Origin of the sequence: Bradyrhizobium sp. STM 3843 (assembly GCF_000239815.1) — a bacterium.
Lineage (GTDB): Bacteria > Pseudomonadota > Alphaproteobacteria > Rhizobiales > Xanthobacteraceae > Bradyrhizobium.
Genome location: NZ_CAFK01000198.1, coordinates 1 through 18,156 on the forward strand (window position 1 = coordinate 1; position 18,156 = coordinate 18,156).

Sequence of the window (18,156 nt, forward strand, 5' to 3'; positions counted from 1 at the left end):
GTCTTCTTTTCAAGGTTTGCAAAGACGTGGATCGTCGGGCCGAGCCTAGCTACGACACTAGGGCATAGATCAGGCCTCCGGCGGAGAGAGCGCCCCATGAAATTCTACGACTGTGCCACGGCCCCCAGCCCTCGTCGCGTACGCATATTCCTTGCCGAGAAAGGTCTTGCTTTGCCGACCGTGCAGGTCGATCTGCGCAATGGCGAACAGTTCACGCCTGCCTTTCGTGCCTTGAATCCTGATTGCACGGTTCCGGTGCTCGAACTCGATAGCGGCGCTGCAATTACCGACATCATTGCGATATGCCGTTACCTCGAAGAGCTGCATCCTGAGCCCGCTCTGATGGGACGCAGCGCAGAGGAAAGGGCCCTCATCGAATGCTGGGTGCGGCGGATCGAGTGGAATGGAATTTGCGCGGTCCAGGAAGCGTTTCGAAATGCCGCTCCTGGGTTGAAGGGCAAAGCTCTGCCGGGCCCTTTGCCGCTCGAACAGATTCCGGCTCTGGCTGAGCGAGGACGTCTTCGAGTTCAGCACTTCTTTGGATGGCTCGATGCCCGTCTGGCCAACAATGCGTTCGTCTGTGGTCCGAACTTTACGATCGCGGACATCAGCGCCATGGTGACCGTCGACTTCTCGGCGCGGGCGAAGCTCGAACCGCCCGCGCATCTTTGTCATCTGCAAAGATGGTACCGAGAGGTTTCCACGCGCCCGAGCGCAAAAGCCTGATAACGGGCGCCTGAGCTCAGGCCAACGGCGGCAGCTTGGTCACTGGAACCATGTAGGACTTGTTGCCGAACTGGTAGATGACCTCGCCGTTCTTGCCGTCGTCGGTCGAGATCTGCGACTGCCCGAACATGATGACGTTCTTGTAGACGATCCCCGTCCCCTGGCGCGTGATGCCGTCGATGGTGACGCTGACTTGTGCCTCGTTGCCGCTGACCGAGAGCACGCGAAAGCTTGCGCTCTTGCCGTTGTCGGCCGAATAGCCGGCCCAGCTGCCGGTGAGGTTGCTCTGCTCGGCGGCGGGCGCCTGCTTTTCGAGGGTTGCGGTCGCCTTGCCGCCACCGGCGGAGAACAGCAACACCGCGGTCTTGCCGTTCTTTGTCCCGAGCGTGACATTGCCGAAGTCGATGGTTGCGCCATTGACCTTGCCGATACCGCGCTCGGTGCGTCCATTATGGGTGTATTCAATCGTGGCCTGGGCGCCGCGGATGTTCACCACCTTGAAGCTGACGGCCTGATTGCTGGCGGTCCAACTGCCCTTCCATTCGCCGAGCAGATTGCTCTGGTGATAGACCCGCTCCATGGCGGGAGAGATCTGGCTGGTGCTTTGAACGACGGTCATGTGCACTGCAAAGACTTGGAACGTCTTTTTCCAAATGTTTCTGATCGTTTCAGAGTATTTAGGTAGGGCAAGCTGAGTTAACGAACGGTTAAGTTTGCCGCCCAGCGACACTTCGCCGCTGTTGGCATGGGCGCTTCGGCTTCGGACGCCGGATTCATCAATTCAGGACGGCGCGGCTGCGCAGGCCGCGATGAGATGCTGCTGCGTGAGCTCGAGAATGGATGGGATCGGCGTGTAGCTCACGTGAAGCAGGTTGAGCGATCCATCGACGGTCGCAGCCGAAATCAGCCGCTCGCCTTCGTATCCCACCAGCAGCGCCGGCCCCCACAGAGCTTTCAGCGCAAGCGCGCCGAACTCGGCCTTGAAGGGAGCGGCGCCGAGATTGTTGATGCTGATCTTCTGCCCGCCTCTGCTTGCGAACAAATCGATCAGCTGCTGCAGGCGCGGCCGTGTCGCCATCAGTCGTTCGGTGGAACTGAACGCCTGCGCGAGCTGCTCGATCGTGCGAGGCGGGACAAGATCCTCGCGAACGGCGCGGGCGGCCTGCCAGAAATCATCCGGATATTGGCGCGGCTGCATCGTCAAGGCGGCACCACCAGCCAGTGGAGCAACCTCTTCGCCTGCGCCGAGTAGCGGTCTCATGTCGCTCGGCGAGATGATCGTGATCGGCGCATTCCGCAACTCGGGCGAAATCTGCCGCGCGGCCATGGTCGCAGCGATGATAAGTGCGCAATGAACCGTGGTGCGCTCGGCCCTGGCACGGTTGCGCAATTCCGCGGTGACGGATGGCCCCAATGTCAGGCGGACGATCTCAGGAGTTTCTCCGGCGAAGCTGCGGAAAATGTCTGGCTTCATACCGGATGGCGGGGGAGCGTGCTCGGGCGCCGCGTCCAGCCCGCGAGCACCTCCGTCTTTGAACAGCTGGCTCGTCAGCGAGGCAACTGGCGCCAACCGCTCGACCGATTGGCCCGCGAGCACCAGGAGCACATCACGGATCGCAAACAGGATCGATTTGGCGTCCGCGACAGCGTGATGGATCGAGAGAATGAACGTCGACCGATCGCTGCGATGGATCAGCGCCGCCCGCGCCAGCGGCCCTTGATGCATGTCGAGGCGCGTCGCGAGCTCCCGCTGCAGCTCCGAGTCCCACGTCGACGGATCGCCCTCGGCGACGCGGAGCGTGATCGGCGCATCCGCGACATGACGAAACCAGAGCCCACCGTGATTGTCCGCGACGATCCTGCCGCACAGGTTGGGGTGACGCCGCTGCACGGCCTGCAATGCGCGTTGCCAGTCCCTGATTGTCGTTGGACCCGCGACTTCCGCCACCATGACCACATGGACGGGATGGTTTTGATCCAGCAGCCACCAGAATGCCTGGTCGGATCCGAGAGGGCGCGGTTCAATCGCATCGCTCATGGGCAAGAACTCTGACAAGGAAGCCTCAGCTGGGCACGGCGCATGGCTTGGCCGTTCCGCGCGCCGCGGCCAGGAACGACAGCAGCGCGAGTGTCGAACACAACAGCATCGCGACGGTCGTCGACAGCAAGGTTCTTCCATCGAAGAAGATCGCGGCCAGCCCGCTGGACAATGAGCCCATCACCATCGCCAGACAATTGCCGGCCGCGCTGATCGTGCCCGACAGCTCCGGAAGCTGCTGCATCGAGCCCTGCATGATGCCAGGCCCGGCCCCGCCGACGCTGAACGTCATTGCGGCGAACAGTAAGACAGTGACGGCGATCGGCGTCCAACCGACCAGCGTCATCGCGGTCAGGATCGTGGACCCCAGCACCACGATCGCAAGGCCGCCGCCGACGGTATACAGCGAGGCGATCCCCTGCGCAGCCAGCCGGCTATCGAGGACGGCGCCGGCGGCGCTGGCCAGCGAAGTCAGCCCGAAGATCAGGCTGAACTGATTAGGACTCATCCCCGCAGCCTTGATGAAGAAGAGCGCGGAGCCGGTCGCATAGGCCCCGACGACGCCAAACGATGTTGCGCTCGCCAGCAGATAGGAGCGGCAAGCCGGATGGGACAACACGCGACCATAGTCCTTGATCATCGTCAGGATGCGCAGCCGGCCCGGCCGGCGGCTCTTGGAGTCCTCGTGAAGGCCAAACCAGACACCAACCAGCAACAGCAGCCCCAATGTGGCGAGTCCCACATAGATCGTTCGCCAGCCGGCAAGCGCGAGCACGGCGGCACCGGCGATCGGAGCCGCGATGGGCGACACGTAGATCGCGACCACGATGGTGGAGAGCTTTTGCCGGAACACGCTATCGTCATAGACATCACGGGCCATCGCCATGGCGAGCGCCATGGTCGCTGCTCCCAGGCCTGCGATCACCCGCCAGCCCAGCAGGATCGGAAGCGATGGCGCCAGCGCGCAGCCGACGCTGGCCAAGATGAACACGAGGCATCCGATCAGGATGATCGGCTTGCGGCCAAATCGATCGGAGATTGGCCCGTAGACCAGCGGTGCCATGCCGAAGCTTGCCATGTAGGTGCTGATGGCGAGGCTCGCGCCATGTGCGGAAGCGTCAAGCGAAGCCGCGGTGTCGGCGAGCGCCGGCAACGCCATGTCGACTCCAAAGCCGGGCAGACTCGCCATGAAGCCAAGGAGCAGAATCGATGGCGGTGGAGCGACTGACTTAGGCAACGCAGTGTCCCGTGACAGCATCCGGCAACTCCGCGCGCTCCATCCTGGCGGACCGGGTGGCACCACGGTCCTGAGCATCAACAGTGATCATTCGAGTGAAGCTGTCAGGCGCGTATTTCGGTTCGGTCTCCATTCGCGGATATTGCGTTGCATCCGTAACCATGCGCGCTGCGTGTTACGCCTGCAGCCATTTGTCCGCCGTGCGGTAGCCGAGATGTAATCGTCTGCGGCCAGCCTTCGTCTCGCGTGATTGGTCGGAGCGGCTTGGTCCGGCCCGGCGACTTGCTTCACGTCAACGCATCGGAGACCGCCATGAAAGCTCTGCTCGTTTCCACGCCGGCGATGGGTCATCTTCATCCACTGCTGGGGGTCGGACGCATGCTGATATCCGGGGGGCACGAAGTTGTCGGCCTGTCGTCCAGCTTCCTGCAGAATCGGATCGAGAGCATCGGCGCGCGCTTTCGCAGCTTCGTGCCGGCTGCGGATATCGATACCAGGGACATCTCGACCCTGTTTCCCGAGCTGGTGCAGCTCTCGCCGGGGCCGGATCAGTTGCGCCTCATCCTGCAGCGCGCGTTCGTCGAATTCATGCTGCCGCAATATGAGAGCGTCAGGCAGACGCTGCAGGAGTTCCCCGCCGATGTCATCCTCGGCGACCATCTGATGTGCGGGGTTCTGCCGCTGCTGCTCGGCCCTCGCGCGCAGCGGCCGCCGATCGCGCTGCTGGGAACGACCTACCTGATTTCGAGCCGGGACGACGGCGCACCGGGCGACGCCGGTGCCCCCCTCGCGACCAGCAATCAGCAACGGTCGGACTACGCCGCGCTTGCACGGAAATACGATGAGATCGTGTTTAGGCCGGTGGGCGACGAACTGAACGAATATCTCGGCGGCATCGGCATCGCGCCGCTGCACATGAATCTGTATGACGCGATGGTCGAGCTTCCGGATGCCTATCTGCAGCTGACCGTGCCGAGCTTTGAATTTCCCCGCCGTGAGCTTCCGCGGTCGGTCCGATTCGTCGGACCGCTGCCGATCACGCCCAATCAGGCGCCGGTGCCGTCCTGGGTGCACGAGCTGGACGGGTCACGGAAGGTGGTGCTGGTGACGCAGGGAACGCTGACCAACAATGATTTCGGCGAACTGGTGCTGCCGACGCTCGCAGCGCTCGCCGATCAGCCCGATATCCTGGTGATGGTGACCACGGGCGGTCGTCCACGCGAGGCGCTGCCCGGCCCGTTGCCTGCGAACGTCCGCGTCGCGGAGTATCTGCCGTTCGAATGGGCGATGTCGAAGATCGACGCGTTCGTGACTAATGGCGGCTATGGCAGTCTCAACCAGGCCTTGAGCTTTGGCGTGCCGGTCGTGACCGCGGGCACCGTGGCCGATCGCGGCGACGTCGGCGCCCGCGTTGCCTGGTCGGGCGTCGGTATCAATCTCGCCACCAACGCGCCGACATCGGACGCGCTGCGTTCGGCGGTGCTCAGGGTCCTCGACGAGCCGGCCTATCGCAGCAAGGCGGCCGCGTTCGCAAGCGAGGCGCAACGCATCGATACAAGGTCCGAGGTGCTTCGGATTCTCGATTCGCTCGTGTCATCCGGGCGGCAGCAGCAGGTCGGCCGCAGCAGCGCCCGGCGCAAAACGGCGGAAGCTGGGTGAAGACAACGGCTTTGGGCACCTGCAGCTGAGGACCAAGTGCGGTGCCGCACGAAGAAGACGCGTTGCCACCGGGGACGGCTCGCTATCGCCGCAACACCGCGATGGTGCGGTTGGCAAAGTTCAAGCGCTCGGCCATTACGGTGACGAAATAGATCAGGAGCTTTTGTCCGAGCGCTGGCTGGCTGCGGGTGATGGCGTCGAATTGCCCAGTGGTCAGGATGTACAGCACGCTGTCGGCCTCGGCCTGGATCGTGGCGCTGCGCGGCGCGTGCGCGACCAGCCCCATCTCGCCGATCGTGGTATAGCGCCCGAGGCTGCGCACCCGGGTCGTGCCGCCATGCTCGGCCGGGATCATCACCCCGACGCGCCCCTCGAGGATGAAGTGCATCGAGGACGCGGCATCGCCGGCGCGCACGATCATGCTGCCGGCGGCCACTTCCAGCCGCTCGCAATGCTGCATCAGTTCTGCGGCTTCGTCGTGGTTTCCCAGAATCTGGCCGAACCAGTCGCGCAAATCCGCCTCGTCCTGCTCGCGCCCGCGATGCCGCGCGATGATCGCGTTCTCACACCATTCGAGTCCGTGATCGAGCTCGGGGGCGATGGAGACGTCGGCGGTAATGAATTCGCTGGCACGCAGCGCCCGCTCGACCGCCGGCGCCAGATGCACCAGTACCAGCTTGATGCCGCGCTCCTGCGCAACGCGCTTGATCTGGGCGAAGCTGTAGGCGGCCGAGGAATCGATTCCTGTCACCAGCTTGAAGTCGAACACGAGGAATCGGCATTCAGTCCGGCGCACCAGCAGCGCCTTGACATGCTGATACAACCGATTGGCGGAGCCGAAGAACAGATAGCTCTGCAGATTGAGCCCCTGGATCTCGCTGCCATGCGTGGCAAGCAGCGCCTGATCGTCCCGCGAGCGATCCAGCGAGGAACGATATTCAGTGCCGTCGAAGCTGTACTTGATAGGATTGATGCGCGAAGCGCTGAGCGCAAATGCCATACATCCGATCAGGACGCCACTCAGAACGCCGGCGATGAAGCCCCATTGCAGGATGATCAGGATGATCGCGAGCAGCGAGACATATTCGGTGCGCGACAATCGGCGCCGCGACTGCACAGCCCATCGGTGCAGCGTATCGGCGCCCAGATAGAGCAGCAGGCCACCGAGCACGAATTTTGGCATGTAGCCAAGTAGCGGCGGCGCGAATGCCAGCATCAGCACCGAGATGGCCGCGACCATCGCGCCGGACAGGCGCCCGCTGCCACCAGCCTTGACGTTCAGGATCGTGCGGCTGATCGAGACACAGCCGGTGTAGCCGCCAAGCGTACCCGTGATCAGGTTGGCGATCCCGGTGACGGTGAGCTCGCGCTCGATCTCGGCCTCGCGATGGGTCGCGACCTCGATCCCCGCCGTATTGAACAGCGTGCTCGCCGCTGTGACGAAGGTGACCGCGATCAGGTCGCCGGACATGTCGGGCAAGGTTCGCCATGGGTACTGGCCGAGATCATGCAGGTTCCAGCTCCAGACCAGCGAGACGTGCGGGGGCGGCTGGAACGTCCAACCCAGCGCCTGCGCGCCCATCGGCGAGATGCCGGCAAGCCAGAACGCGACGTGCGCGGCCAGGGTGGCCGCGATTAGGATGACCGGAAGCGCGAACGGATTGCGCGAGCGGTGCCAGGTCGAATAGAGCAGGAGGGCCATGGCGCAGGCGGCCGCAAGCTCGTAGCCCGTCTGCGGATTGGCGAACAAGCCGAGCGATGCCAGTTGCAGGCGCTGGCCGGTGATCACCCTGATGGCGCCGAACACGATCAAAGCGCCGGTTGCACCGAGGAAACCGCCGACCACGGGATAGGGCACATAGCGGATCGCGCGCCCGAGTCGGGTCATGCCGCAGCCGCAGAGTACGGCGCCGGTGGCGATGCTGGTCAGGCCGAAGGTGATGACAACAGGTGCGAACACGGGTGCGCTCGGATCGACTGCGACGATACGGTCGACGAGCGACGAAGCCAGGATCGCCGTCACGGCGGCCGTCGAGCTCTCGGGCGCGCCAATCGCAAACGGCAATGAGCTGCCGAGCGCCAGGACGATCGCCACCGCCGCCGAAACGATGAAGGTGATGCCGAGTCCCTGGCCGAGATAGGGCGCCAGCGGGCCGGCGAAGATCAGGAGCGCGTAGGAGAGGCCGTAGGTGATGGTCAGAACGCTGGCGGCCAACCCGCCGAACACGTCGTCAAATGCCCGGCGTCGCGCCGGATTGGCGTCGACCGATAAACTCGTCATGCTGAAATTGCCCTCAACAACCCCGGCCGCAGTGGTAGCGACCGAAAGATGACGCACAAATTACAGTTTTATGACAAATGCAGATTGGCCTGAGAGATCAGACCAGAAGCTTTGGCAAGCGCCGCTCGCCGGCTCAGATCGCAAGCTCCCTGCCGGTGACCCGCCGGTAGGCCTCGAGATAGCGCTTGCTGGTCGCGTCGACCACGTTTTGCGGCAGCGGCGGCGGAGGTACCTCGCCGTTCCAGCGGCCGGCGCGGCGTTCGGCATCGAGATAGTCGCGCAGCGGCTGCTTGTCGAAGCTCGCTTGCGGCTGGCCCGGCTGATAGGCGTCGACCGCCCAGAAGCGCGAGGAATCCGGCGTCATGACCTCGTCGATCAGGATGATGCGGCCGTCCTGGTCGCGACCGAACTCGAACTTCGTGTCGGCGATGATGATGCCCTGGTCGCGGGCGAGTTTTTCGCCCAGCGTATAGACCGCCCGCGTCATGCTTTCGAGCTGATAAGCGACCTCGTCGCCGACCACCTCGCGCATCCGCGCGATGGTGATGTTCTCGTCGTGACCGGTCTCGGCCTTGGTGGCCGGACTGAAGATCGCGGGTTCGAGCTTCTCACTCTCGACCAGGCCCGAGGCGAGCTGCTCGCCGGCGAGCGTGCCGCTGGCGGCGTATTCCTTCCAGGCCGAGCCCGAGAGATAGCCGCGGATCACGCATTCGATCGGGAACACGGTCGTGCGCCTGCACAGCATGGCGCGGCCCCGGATCTCGTCCCGGTGATCTCTCAGCGCCGGCACCTCGGCGATGATCTGGTCGGTGTCGGCGGTGATCATGTGATGCGGCACCACGCCTTCGAGCTCATTGAACCAGAAGGCAGAGATCTGGGTCAGCACCGCGCCCTTCATCGGAATGGTCTCGGCCATGACGACATCGAAGGCAGAGATGCGGTCGGTGGTGAGCAGGAGCACGCGGTCCTCGCCAACGGCATAGATATCGCGGACCTTGCCACGTCCGATTTTGGGAAGCGGCAGATTGCTGGCGAGAAGCGTGGTCATCATACGTAGCTTTCGATCGGGGAGCGCTGTGCTCCCTTTAGCCTATTCCGGCAGTGGAATGAACTCGTGCTCCTGCGGCACGGGCGCGAAGCGGCCGGTTTTCCAGTCCTGCTTGGCCTGCTCGATCCGCTCCTTGCTCGAGGAGACGAAATTCCACCAGATGTGGCGCGGGCCCTCCAGCGCATCCCCGCCTAAGAACATCATCCGGGCCGGCGTGATCGTGCGCACCGTGATGGCGTCGCCGGGACGGAAGATCAGCAGCCGCGGTCCCGCGTAGCGCTCGCGCGCGATCTCGATCTCGCCGTCGACCAGATAGATCGCGCGCTCCTCATGATCGGGATCGAGCGGCACGCTGGTGCCGGCCTGCGCTGTCACCTCGACATAGAACCAGGGCGACACCATCGACACCGGCGAGCTCTTGCCAAACGCCTTGCCCGCGATCACGCGCGCGGCGAAGCCGGTGTCCTGCACGGTCGGCAGGGCATCGGCGGCATAGTGCTGGAAGTTCGGTGCGATCTCCTCGGCCTCCACCGGCAGCGCGATCCAGCTCTGCAGGCCCAGCATGTTCTGGCCGTTCTGCCGCTGCAGGTCCGGGGTGCGCTCGGAATGGGCGATGCCCCGGCCGGCGGTCATCAGGTTCATCGCGCCGGGCTGGATTTCCTGGATGTTGCCCTCGCTGTCGCGATGCATGATCGCGCCGTCGAACAGATAGGTGACGGTGGCAAGCCCGATATGCGGATGCGGTCGCACATCCATGCCCTTGCCGGACAGGAACTGCACCGGGCCGAAATGATCGAAGAAGATGAACGGCCCGACCATTTGCCGCTGGCCATGCGGCAGCGCGCGGCGCACGGCAAAGCCGTCGCCGAGGTCGCGGGTGCGCGGCACGATCACGAGCTCCAGCGCATCGCAGCTGAGGGGATCGCCGAGCACGGGATCGTTCGATGGTTGCCAGCTCATGAAATCCTCCTGACATATGATGGGGTGAGCTTAGCAGCTTTGCATGGCCATCGGCAGGGCATCGGGTCGCGGCGGCATAGCGGCGATTTGAATGGAGGGACGGCCTGACCTAGAGTTCCGCCGCTCAAAAATGGACACGCATTGATGCCGCTCGAAAGCCTCGATCTTGCGCTCCGCGCCGCAGCCATCGCGCTGCTCGCAGTAGTCGCCGTGTCACTGTGGCGGGATCTCGGCAGGCAGCTGGTCGGACGGCTCGCGATCGCCCTGGCGCTGGGATCGGCCGCGCATGCAGCGACCCTCAACATCGGCACCGCGGCGGCGCCGTCGCTCCCCTTCAAGCCGTTGATCGCGCTGGCGACAGCCGACATCGTGGTCCTCTGGCTATTCTGCCGAGCGCTGTTCGATGATGGTTTTGCGCTGCGCTGGCCGCATCTCCTGATCTGGCTTGCGACCTTCGGCTTCAGCCTGATCAGCTGTCTCGTACTGGTTCCTGCCAGTCACGCGCGGCTCGTCATCGTCGCGAACAATCTGCTGGCGCTCGGCTTCGTCGCTCTCACGCTGGCGCAGACCATCCGCACCTGGTCGGCTGACCTCGTCGAAGGGCGGCGGCGGGTGCGCGCCTTTGTCATGATCGCGGCGGTGGCCTACGGCGGCGTCAACGCGCTGCTGCAGATCGCTGCCGCCGGCAGCGGTCCGTCGGAGCTTGCCAATGTGGTCAACGCGGGGATGTTTCTGATCGTGGTTGCTGCCTTCGCGCTGATGCTGCTCCATGTCAGGGCGGGTGACGTGTTCGCGCCGGAAGCGCCGTCGGTCGCGGTGACCGAAGCCGCGATCCCGAACCTCGCCGACCGCAAAGTGATCGACGCGCTGATGCGGCTGATGGCCGATGAGCGCATCTATCGCCAGGAGAACGTCACGATCGGGACGCTGGCGACCCGGCTCGCCATCCCGGAATACCGGCTGCGGCGCCTGATCAACCAGCGGCTCGGCTACCGCAACTTCAACGCCTTCCTGAACAATCACCGGATCGAGGAGGCCAAGGCGGCGCTCGCCGATCCGGCGCAGGCGGACGTGCCGGTGACGACGATCGCGCTGGACGCCGGCTTCCAGTCGCTCGGCCCGTTCAATCGCGCCTTCAAGGCCGTGACGGGCCTGACGCCGACCGAATACCGGCGGCTGAAGGTTTCGGCGGCATGATCGGCCGGTCATTGAAAACATGAGCACATTCCAGAATCGGCTGGCGCCTTGAGGGTTTTGGCCAGCTCGATTTCGACTGCGGCGAGCGGGCCTCGCCGTGTCCGGCTTCTCTCGGCGCGGTTCAACCCGTGCCGGAGACCTCCATGACCAAGCGCCGCCTGTTCCTCGTTGCTGCATCCGCCATCGTCCTCAGCGCCGTCGTCTTTGGCGCAGCCCGCGCCCGCGACGTGCCCAAGGTCGCCACCGGCTTCGTCGCCAGCGTCGTGTGCGCGGAGACCTTCGTCTCCGGCCTCGACCCGCAACGGGTGTTCACCGAAACCACGGACGCGATGCCTGGCACATGGCTGATCACCTGGGCGATGGAGACCAAAGTCGACGCGACTGCGAAGGACGTCACCGTGACCCTGCTCGGCATGGGGCGCAGCCACGCGGTCTATCGTGACGGCCTCGGCTGTCACCTCGATCATGGCGACGGCATCGATCTCTCGCCGCCCGCGAAGGAGGCGCCGCAGCCGATGATCTTGCCGGAGATCGGGCCATCGTCCGTTGTTGTTCCGACGACCCCTGCGCTTGCGGCCGCGCTCGATCGCGCCTTCGCCGAACCCGCGGAGCCGCCGTTCAAGCGCACCCACGCGATCGTGGTGGTCAAGGACGGACGTATCATCGCCGAGCGCTATGCCGACGGCGTCGGCATCGATACGCCGCTGCTCGGCTTCTCCGCCACCAAATCGGTGATATCGGCTCTGACCGGCGTGCTGGTGCGCCAAGGCAAGCTGGCGCTGCATGCGCCGGCGCCGGTGGCCGCATGGCAGGATGCCAACGATCCGCGCCGTGTCATCACCGTCGATCAGCTGCTGCGTCACACGGCCGGCCTGGCGCTCGGCAGCTCGTTGCAAGCCACGCTGTTGTCGGCGCTGGAGCCGATCAACCGCATGAAGTTCGCGGAGAGTGACATGGCGGCGTTTGCGGAAACGATGCCGCTGGAAACCGCGCCGGGCACGGCCTGGAACTATCACGACGGCAACTATCTGATCCTGTCGCAGCTCCTTCGGAACGCCAGCGGCGGCACGCCGGCCGACGTGCTGCGCTTTGCACATCACGAGCTGTTCGATCCGCTCGGCATACGCCACGTGACGCTCGAATTCGATGCGGCCGGCACGCCCGAAGGATCGAGCCAGATGCTCGCATCGGCGCGCGACTGGGCGCGTTTCGGCCTGCTCTATCTCAATGACGGCGTAGTTGGTGGCCGGCGCATCCTGCCCGAGGGCTGGGTCGACTATTCCGCGACGCCGACGCCGAATGCCTTCGTCGGCATCGGCGCGGGCTTCTGGACCAATCGCGATAACAGTTTTGGCGCACGCCATCGCATCGAACACGGCTGGCCGCGCGATGCGTTCTTCGCCAAGGGCACGCTCGGGCAGTATGTGATCGTCATCCCGTCGGAACGTCTGGTGATCGCGCGCTTCGGCCGCACCGTGAACTTTCCGCTCGATGTCGACGGCGTGTCCGAGCTGGTGCGCGATGTCGTCGCGGCGACCAAGGGCACGAAGGTGGCAGGACGAGAGTGAGGTCAACTACTGCCTTCCCAGCTCCGTTACCTGCGCCACGCGATCGAACCGCTCCAGCGACAGGATCGCGTCGGCAAATTTCTGCGCGCGGCCGTCGAGCACGGGCCGCGTCAGCGTCAGGAATTTCTCGCTCATCGCCTGCGGGGATGGGAACGCGGTCGGCTCGCCCGAGGGATCGTCGTGCAGCCGCTCGTGCACGCCATGTTCGGTCGTGATCGCCACGCGCGCGCCGAACGGATGGCTGCGGCCGATCTCCAGCCGGTCGTCCTGCACGACATCGAACTTGTCGGCGAGCGCGTTGATCGCGGGGTCACCGAGGCGATTGTAGTCGTCCCAGCCGAAGCGGCCCTGGTCGAGCGCCAGCGCGCCGGTGAAGAACATCGAGAACTGGCCGCCAACGATCGAGCTCGGATGCCGCTTGGTGGCGGCATCGCCGGTCAGCGTGATGCCGTTGCGATGCAGGCCGATCTCGACCCGTTTGACCTGGTCAGGCGTCAGATTGTGCTCGCGCCGGAGCGCGATCAGCGCATCGATCGCGGCATGGGTGTAGCGGCAGCTCGGATACGGCTTGACGCCGATCTTCATCGTCTCATAGCCCGCGCCGAGCGCTGCGACCGCCTTCTCGGGATGCGGCGTATCGGTATAGCCGACCAGCAGGCCATGCTTGCCCTCGACCGATTCGATCGCGCCGACAAAATCGTTCTTCGCGAGCGTCGCCGCGATCACGCCGTTCATCGCGCTGGCGCCGACCTGATAGCGTTTGTTCCAGGCGCCATTGACCAGGAACTGCAGCGAGCCCGCGGCCTGGCTGCCGGAGACGCCGAAGGCTGAGATGATCTGCTGCTCAGACAGCCCGTACAATTTTGCCGCGGCCGCGGCGGCACCGTAGGTGCCGGCGGTCGCAGTGGGATGGAAGCCGCGGGCATAATGCGAGGTTGGATCGAGCGCGTTGCCGAGCCGGCAGCAGACTTCGTATCCCGCAACGATCGCCGTCAACACGTCGCGGCCCGACGCACCGACCATTTCGCCGACGGCGAACGCAGCCGGCACCACTGGCGCGCTCGGATGCAGCGAGGAATCGGCATGGGTGTCATCGAAATCGAGCGAATGGCCCATGGTGCCGTTCAGAAGCGCGGCGACCGCCGGTGTCCAGGTCCTGGAATCGCCGAACACGGTGGCTTCGCCCGTGGTGTCCAGCTTCAATGCGGCAAGCATTTTGAGCATCGACGGGGTCGATTCCGCCTCGCGCCGCGCCCGGATCGCGCTGCCGAGGAAATCGAGCGTCAGGACCTTGGCGCGATCCAGGACCTCCGGAGGAATATCATCGTAATTCAGCGCGGCGACATAGCCGGCAAGTGTTGCGGTTTCCTGGGCCATCGTGTTTCCTCGTGTTGCCGGCAGGGTAGGCGTGGCGATTCACCAGTTCAAGCGGCTTCGGCCTGGCGAGAGGCTGCCATGCCGAATCTGCGCTGGCGCCGGTCTGTTGTCTCAAGCGGAAAGCATGATGGCTCTCTCCATGTTGTTCGGCCGGTTGCGCGCCAGGAAAGCTCAGCTGGCACTCGCCGTGCGCGGCACGGTTGCCGCGACGGCGGCCTTCGCGATCGCGAGCGCGCTGCATCTGATGTTGCCGCTGTGGGCGGTGCTGACCTCGCTGATCGTGACACAAGGCAGCGTCGGACGGTCGCTGAAGGCGACGCGCGACTACATGTTCGGCACCATCGGCGGCGCCATCTATGGCGGCGCGATCACGGTGCTGATCCCGCATTCGGGCGAGCTGCAGCTGCTCGGCATGCTGATTCTTGCGGTCACCCCGCTCGCCTTCATCGCGGCGCTCAATCCGAGCCTGAATGCAGCCACGGTCACGGCAGTCATCGTGCTGCTGGTACCTACCATGGGTCATCTCGATCCGGTGGGCTCGGCGGTGGATCGCGTCTTCGAGGTGGCGGTGGGCGCCTTCACGGGACTCGCGGTGTCGTTCCTGGTGCTGCCGTCGCGCGCCCATGTGCAGATCCGCAGCGCCGCCGGACGGCTGATGGAGCTGATCGCGGCCGCATTGACCGAGCTGTTGGCCGGCCTGTCGCGTGGCCGCGACAACGACGCGCTGCACCGGATCCAGGATGGCATCGGTGCCGCGCTGGTGGAGCTCAACGCCACCGGCGCGGAGGCCGAGCGCGAGCGCTCGGCGCGGCTGTCGTCGGGCGCCGACACCGGGCCGTTGCTGCGCACCATTCTGCGACTGCGCCATGATGTGGTGATGATCGGCCGCGCCAGCGTGGTGCCGCTGCCATCCGAGCTGCAGGCGCGGCTCGCCGGTCCGGTCGCCAAGGTCAGCGAGGCGATCGCCTCCTATCTGCGCGGCTGTGCTGGCAGCTTGCGGGCCGGTACCCACCCGCCGCCGATCTGGCCGGTGCATGTTGCCGTCAATTCCTATGCCGAGCAGGTTGCGATGGTGCGCAGCGAGCGCCTGACGCGAGGCTTGCCGGCTGACGCCGCCGAGCGTTTCTTTGCGCTCGGCTTCTCGCTCGATCAGATGCGGCAGAACCTGGTCGATCTCGAGCGTGTCGTGGCCGAGTGGTCGGATGCCCCGCCGCGGGCGAAGAAGGAGCCGGCAGGCACCGAGGAGTCGACCGATACGGCCGGCGCGTGACATCTAGGCGCTCAGCTTCACAAAGCGCAGGATCAGCAGGCTCGCATACAGGGCGGTGCCGATGGACAGTCCGATCCAGATGCCGGCCGCGCTGAGCGGCGTGTGAAGGCCGAGCAGGTAGCAGGCCGGGAAGCCGATCACCCAGTAGCCCAGGATGGCGAACAGCAGCGGCACCCGGGTGTCCTTGATGCCGCGCAGGGCGCCGACCACGATGGTCTGCAGCGCATCGGTGATGAAGAAGCTCGCGCCGATCAGCAGCAGCGTGGCGGCCAGGGCGCCGGTCGTCTCGGCGTCGGCAATGCCTGTTCCAAGGAACAGGTGCACGATCGGAAACCGCGCGACGACGACGACAAGCGTGAGCAGGGCGGCGAAACCCAGGCCGAGCAGCGTCGCCATCGCGCCCGCGCGCCTGATGCCGCCGACATCGTTGCGCCCCACCGCATGGCCGACCCGCACGGTGGCGGCCATGCTGATGCCGAAGGGGATCATGTAGAGGATCGCAGTGACCTGCAGCGCGATCTGGTGGGCGGCGAGCGCGGTCGTGCTGATCAGCCCCATCAGCAGCGAGGCGGCGGAGAACATGCCGTATTCGAGCAGGAAGGCGAGCGAGATCGGCGCCCCGATGACGACCAGCTGTCGCATCAGTCGCCAGTCGATGCGCACCAGCCGCGCCAGGACGTGATAGTCGCGGAACGGCGGCTTGCGGATCGCGAACCACAGCGCGATGGCGAAGGTTGCGAGGTTGACGAGCGAGGTGGCGAGGCCGGCGCCTGTCAGTCCGAGCCGCGGCAGGCCCCAATGGCCGAACAGCAGCGGGTAGACAAGCAGCGCATTGACGGGAATCGCGGCCAGCGTGATCCAGAGCACCGGCTCCGGCCGGTTGACGGCGCCCATGAAGCTGCGCAGAGCCAGGAACCACAGCGCCGGCGCGACGCCCCAGGCCAGTCCGAGCAGATAGTCCTGCGCCAGATGTGCGACGTTGCGGGCCTGGCCGAGCGCAATCAGGATGGCTTCTCCGTTCAACGAGATCACCATGATCGGCAGCGCAACGAGCAGCCCGGCCCAGAGGCCGGCGCCGAGTGATCGGCGCACCAGCGCGGGTTCCTCGGCACCGAAAGCCTGTGCGGCGAGTGGTGCCACCGCGGACATCAGGCCCATGCCGAATGTGAAACTGACGAAGTAGATCGTGCCGGACAACGCCGCAGCCGCAACCGCTTCCCCGCCGAGCCGGCCGATGAAGGCGAGGTCGGTCGACATCATCGCGATCTGTGACAGCTGCGTCAGCGCCATCGGCGCGGCGAGACGGACCGTCTCCCAGAGTTCGTGCGCAAGAGAGCTGTGCGGCGCCGCGGCTGGCGGCGCGTGGTTGGTCCCGGCAGAGGAGGTCATGATCGTCATCATAGCAGTTTTTGGTCGCGCCGTGCATCGCGCCAGCATGTCGTTCCAGCGCGCGGGTGCATCTCACCACGTGACGTCGGACAACAGCCCGCGTTCTCGCCACGCCTCTCGCGTTCGAGTTTTGCATCAGCATGCCCCTCCCGGAAAGAAGAGGGCGCAGGGAATACCGGGTATCGACTGATACCCATGGCCCCCGTGCGTAAAGAAGTGCACGGGGCAGGAACCACAGGTCCAGCCGGATGATCCCGGCATTCCCTGCGCGATGGCCTTAACGGCTGCTTCACGTTCTCCCCGGTGCGCCGGGCTTTCTGGCCACCGTCATCCGCGCGAGGCGAACCTCGTCGCGAACTTGATACTAGCGTCGGAGTATCAGGACCGCGCGACTTGACCGTACGTAGTCGCCTGTTCGTCCGCAGGATGATCCCGCTGCAGGCCACCACGTCCACCGCATCCCGCCCTCAACGTTCGTGACGATCGCGAAGCGCCCCTCTCATGAGGGCGGGATAGATGCAATATTTCTGATTTTCAGAAGTTTTGCAAGTCCAAAATTCGGACGCGGAGTCTCGCTCAATGCACGCGGTTGATCCGACTGTGCAATTAGGCGTTTCATCGCAGCCATGGTGTAGGTCGCTATTACGATTCAGCGACCCACGTGGCTCAGGCGTTCGAGAAGGGTGAGGCGAGTCTCCCGACGGGAAATCGTCGCACGAAATTCTGCGCACATGCGCCATTCCGCATTCCACGCGTCAATGTCGATATCGACTTGCACGCAAGCCGCGCGCCCTACGCCACCTGCCGCAGCATCGTGCGCACGACGAGCCGATGAAACGGCAGGATGATCGCGAGATAGCATCGGCCGAAGAGATTGTGCGTGTGCACCAACGTGGTCGCTGTCACCTGGGAGGCCGTGCTCTGGGACGCGACGTCGATGACGACCCGAAAATCCAGGTGCAGGTCGTCAAAGCCAAGCACCAGCCGTTCCGGCGTTTGGTCGATGATCGGAAAGATCCCGATCATCGGACGGGAGCTCCGAGCGTCCGCACCTGACGTCTTCAGGCCGAAGGGCCTGACCAGCACATTGCGCAGTTTCACAAGCGCGTCGATCCAGCGCGGCGGGTGGCCGAGCATGCGCTCTGCGGCCGTGCGGGCATCGATGGCGGCCCCGGCAATCGTGATGCGAAAGGCGTCGGCGAATTCCGCGCCGGCTAGCCATCGCGCGCGGTCGACATCGGGAGTGATCTCGCTGATGGTCATGTGCAGTGAGCCTCACATCTGAAGGTTATCCGGCGCTCCGCGCGATGCGATACGGCGCCCTCTTCCCTTACGGGAGAGGCATCGCCGGCCCATCCACGCACGCGGTCGGGTGAGGGGTATCTCTCGGCAAACGGCCCGCTTGG

The 18,156-nt window shown here is 65.0% G+C and carries 14 protein-coding genes; 5 read left to right on the forward strand and 9 right to left on the reverse strand.

The window, feature by feature from the left end; all coding sequences use genetic code 11:
- Positions 1-96: 96 nt before the first annotated feature.
- On the forward strand, positions 97-726 hold the full coding sequence (locus BRAS3843_RS39750) for a glutathione S-transferase (protein ID WP_008971031.1): 630 nt from the start codon (positions 97-99) through the stop codon (positions 724-726).
- 16 nt (positions 727-742) lie between these two features.
- Here the strand turns inward: BRAS3843_RS39750 and BRAS3843_RS20960 are convergent, their stop codons facing one another.
- The 3 genes from BRAS3843_RS20960 to BRAS3843_RS20970 all read right to left on the reverse strand — a co-directional run bounded on the left by BRAS3843_RS20960 (position 743) and on the right by BRAS3843_RS20970 (position 4,079).
- The gene (locus tag BRAS3843_RS20960) at positions 743-1,345 is read right to left on the reverse strand and encodes a hypothetical protein (RefSeq protein ID WP_035982368.1); all 603 of its coding nucleotides are present in this window, start codon (positions 1,343-1,345) and stop codon (positions 743-745) included.
- Between the two features lie 162 nt (positions 1,346-1,507).
- Entirely contained in the window at positions 1,508-2,764 is a 1,257-nt protein-coding gene (locus tag BRAS3843_RS38980; RefSeq protein WP_008971033.1) for a condensation domain-containing protein, read from the reverse strand.
- A gap of 25 nt (positions 2,765-2,789) precedes the next feature.
- Positions 2,790-4,079: a Bcr/CflA family efflux MFS transporter gene (locus tag BRAS3843_RS20970; RefSeq protein WP_083841410.1), complete on the reverse strand. Its 1,290-nt coding sequence runs from the start codon at positions 4,077-4,079 to the stop codon at positions 2,790-2,792.
- 234 nt (positions 4,080-4,313) lie between these two features.
- Here BRAS3843_RS20970 and BRAS3843_RS20975 point away from each other — a divergent pair, with 234 nt between their 5' ends.
- Positions 4,314-5,660, forward strand: coding sequence for a nucleotide disphospho-sugar-binding domain-containing protein (locus BRAS3843_RS20975; protein WP_008971036.1), 1,347 nt, complete (start codon positions 4,314-4,316; stop codon positions 5,658-5,660).
- A gap of 82 nt (positions 5,661-5,742) precedes the next feature.
- On the opposite strand, the gene BRAS3843_RS20980 is transcribed toward BRAS3843_RS20975, so the two are convergent.
- The 3 genes from BRAS3843_RS20980 to BRAS3843_RS20990 form a co-directional block, all read right to left on the reverse strand.
- On the reverse strand, positions 5,743-7,941 hold the full coding sequence (locus BRAS3843_RS20980) for a SulP family inorganic anion transporter (protein ID WP_008971037.1): 2,199 nt from the start codon (positions 7,939-7,941) through the stop codon (positions 5,743-5,745).
- 133 nt (positions 7,942-8,074) lie between these two features.
- On the reverse strand, positions 8,075-8,989 hold the full coding sequence (locus BRAS3843_RS20985) for a phosphoribosylaminoimidazolesuccinocarboxamide synthase (protein WP_008971038.1): 915 nt from the start codon (positions 8,987-8,989) through the stop codon (positions 8,075-8,077).
- Between the two features lie 42 nt (positions 8,990-9,031).
- On the reverse strand, positions 9,032-9,949 hold the full coding sequence (locus BRAS3843_RS20990) for a pirin family protein (protein ID WP_008971039.1): 918 nt from the start codon (positions 9,947-9,949) through the stop codon (positions 9,032-9,034).
- A gap of 144 nt (positions 9,950-10,093) precedes the next feature.
- On the opposite strand from BRAS3843_RS20990, the gene BRAS3843_RS20995 reads away from it, so the two are divergent.
- Complete coding sequence (locus BRAS3843_RS20995; RefSeq protein WP_008971040.1) at positions 10,094-11,146, forward strand: helix-turn-helix domain-containing protein; 1,053 nt, start codon at positions 10,094-10,096, stop codon at positions 11,144-11,146.
- A 143-nt stretch (positions 11,147-11,289) separates the two neighbouring features.
- Complete coding sequence (locus BRAS3843_RS21000) at positions 11,290-12,714, forward strand: serine hydrolase (protein WP_008971041.1); 1,425 nt, start codon at positions 11,290-11,292, stop codon at positions 12,712-12,714.
- A 6-nt stretch (positions 12,715-12,720) separates the two neighbouring features.
- On the opposite strand, the gene BRAS3843_RS21005 is transcribed toward BRAS3843_RS21000, so the two are convergent.
- Positions 12,721-14,091, reverse strand: coding sequence for an MmgE/PrpD family protein (locus tag BRAS3843_RS21005; protein WP_008971042.1), 1,371 nt, complete (start codon positions 14,089-14,091; stop codon positions 12,721-12,723).
- A 127-nt stretch (positions 14,092-14,218) separates the two neighbouring features.
- On the opposite strand from BRAS3843_RS21005, the gene BRAS3843_RS21010 reads away from it, so the two are divergent.
- On the forward strand, positions 14,219-15,361 hold the full coding sequence (locus tag BRAS3843_RS21010; RefSeq protein ID WP_175361144.1) for an FUSC family protein: 1,143 nt from the start codon (positions 14,219-14,221) through the stop codon (positions 15,359-15,361).
- 3 nt (positions 15,362-15,364) lie between these two features.
- On the opposite strand, the gene BRAS3843_RS21015 is transcribed toward BRAS3843_RS21010, so the two are convergent.
- Positions 15,365-16,750 carry an MATE family efflux transporter gene (locus BRAS3843_RS21015; protein ID WP_008971044.1) on the reverse strand — a complete coding sequence of 462 codons (1,386 nt, stop codon included), beginning with the start codon at positions 16,748-16,750 and terminating at the stop codon, positions 15,365-15,367.
- Between the two features lie 792 nt (positions 16,751-17,542).
- Complete coding sequence (locus BRAS3843_RS21020) at positions 17,543-18,013, reverse strand: DUF2867 domain-containing protein (protein WP_008971045.1); 471 nt, start codon at positions 18,011-18,013, stop codon at positions 17,543-17,545.
- Positions 18,014-18,156 lie beyond the last annotated feature (143 nt).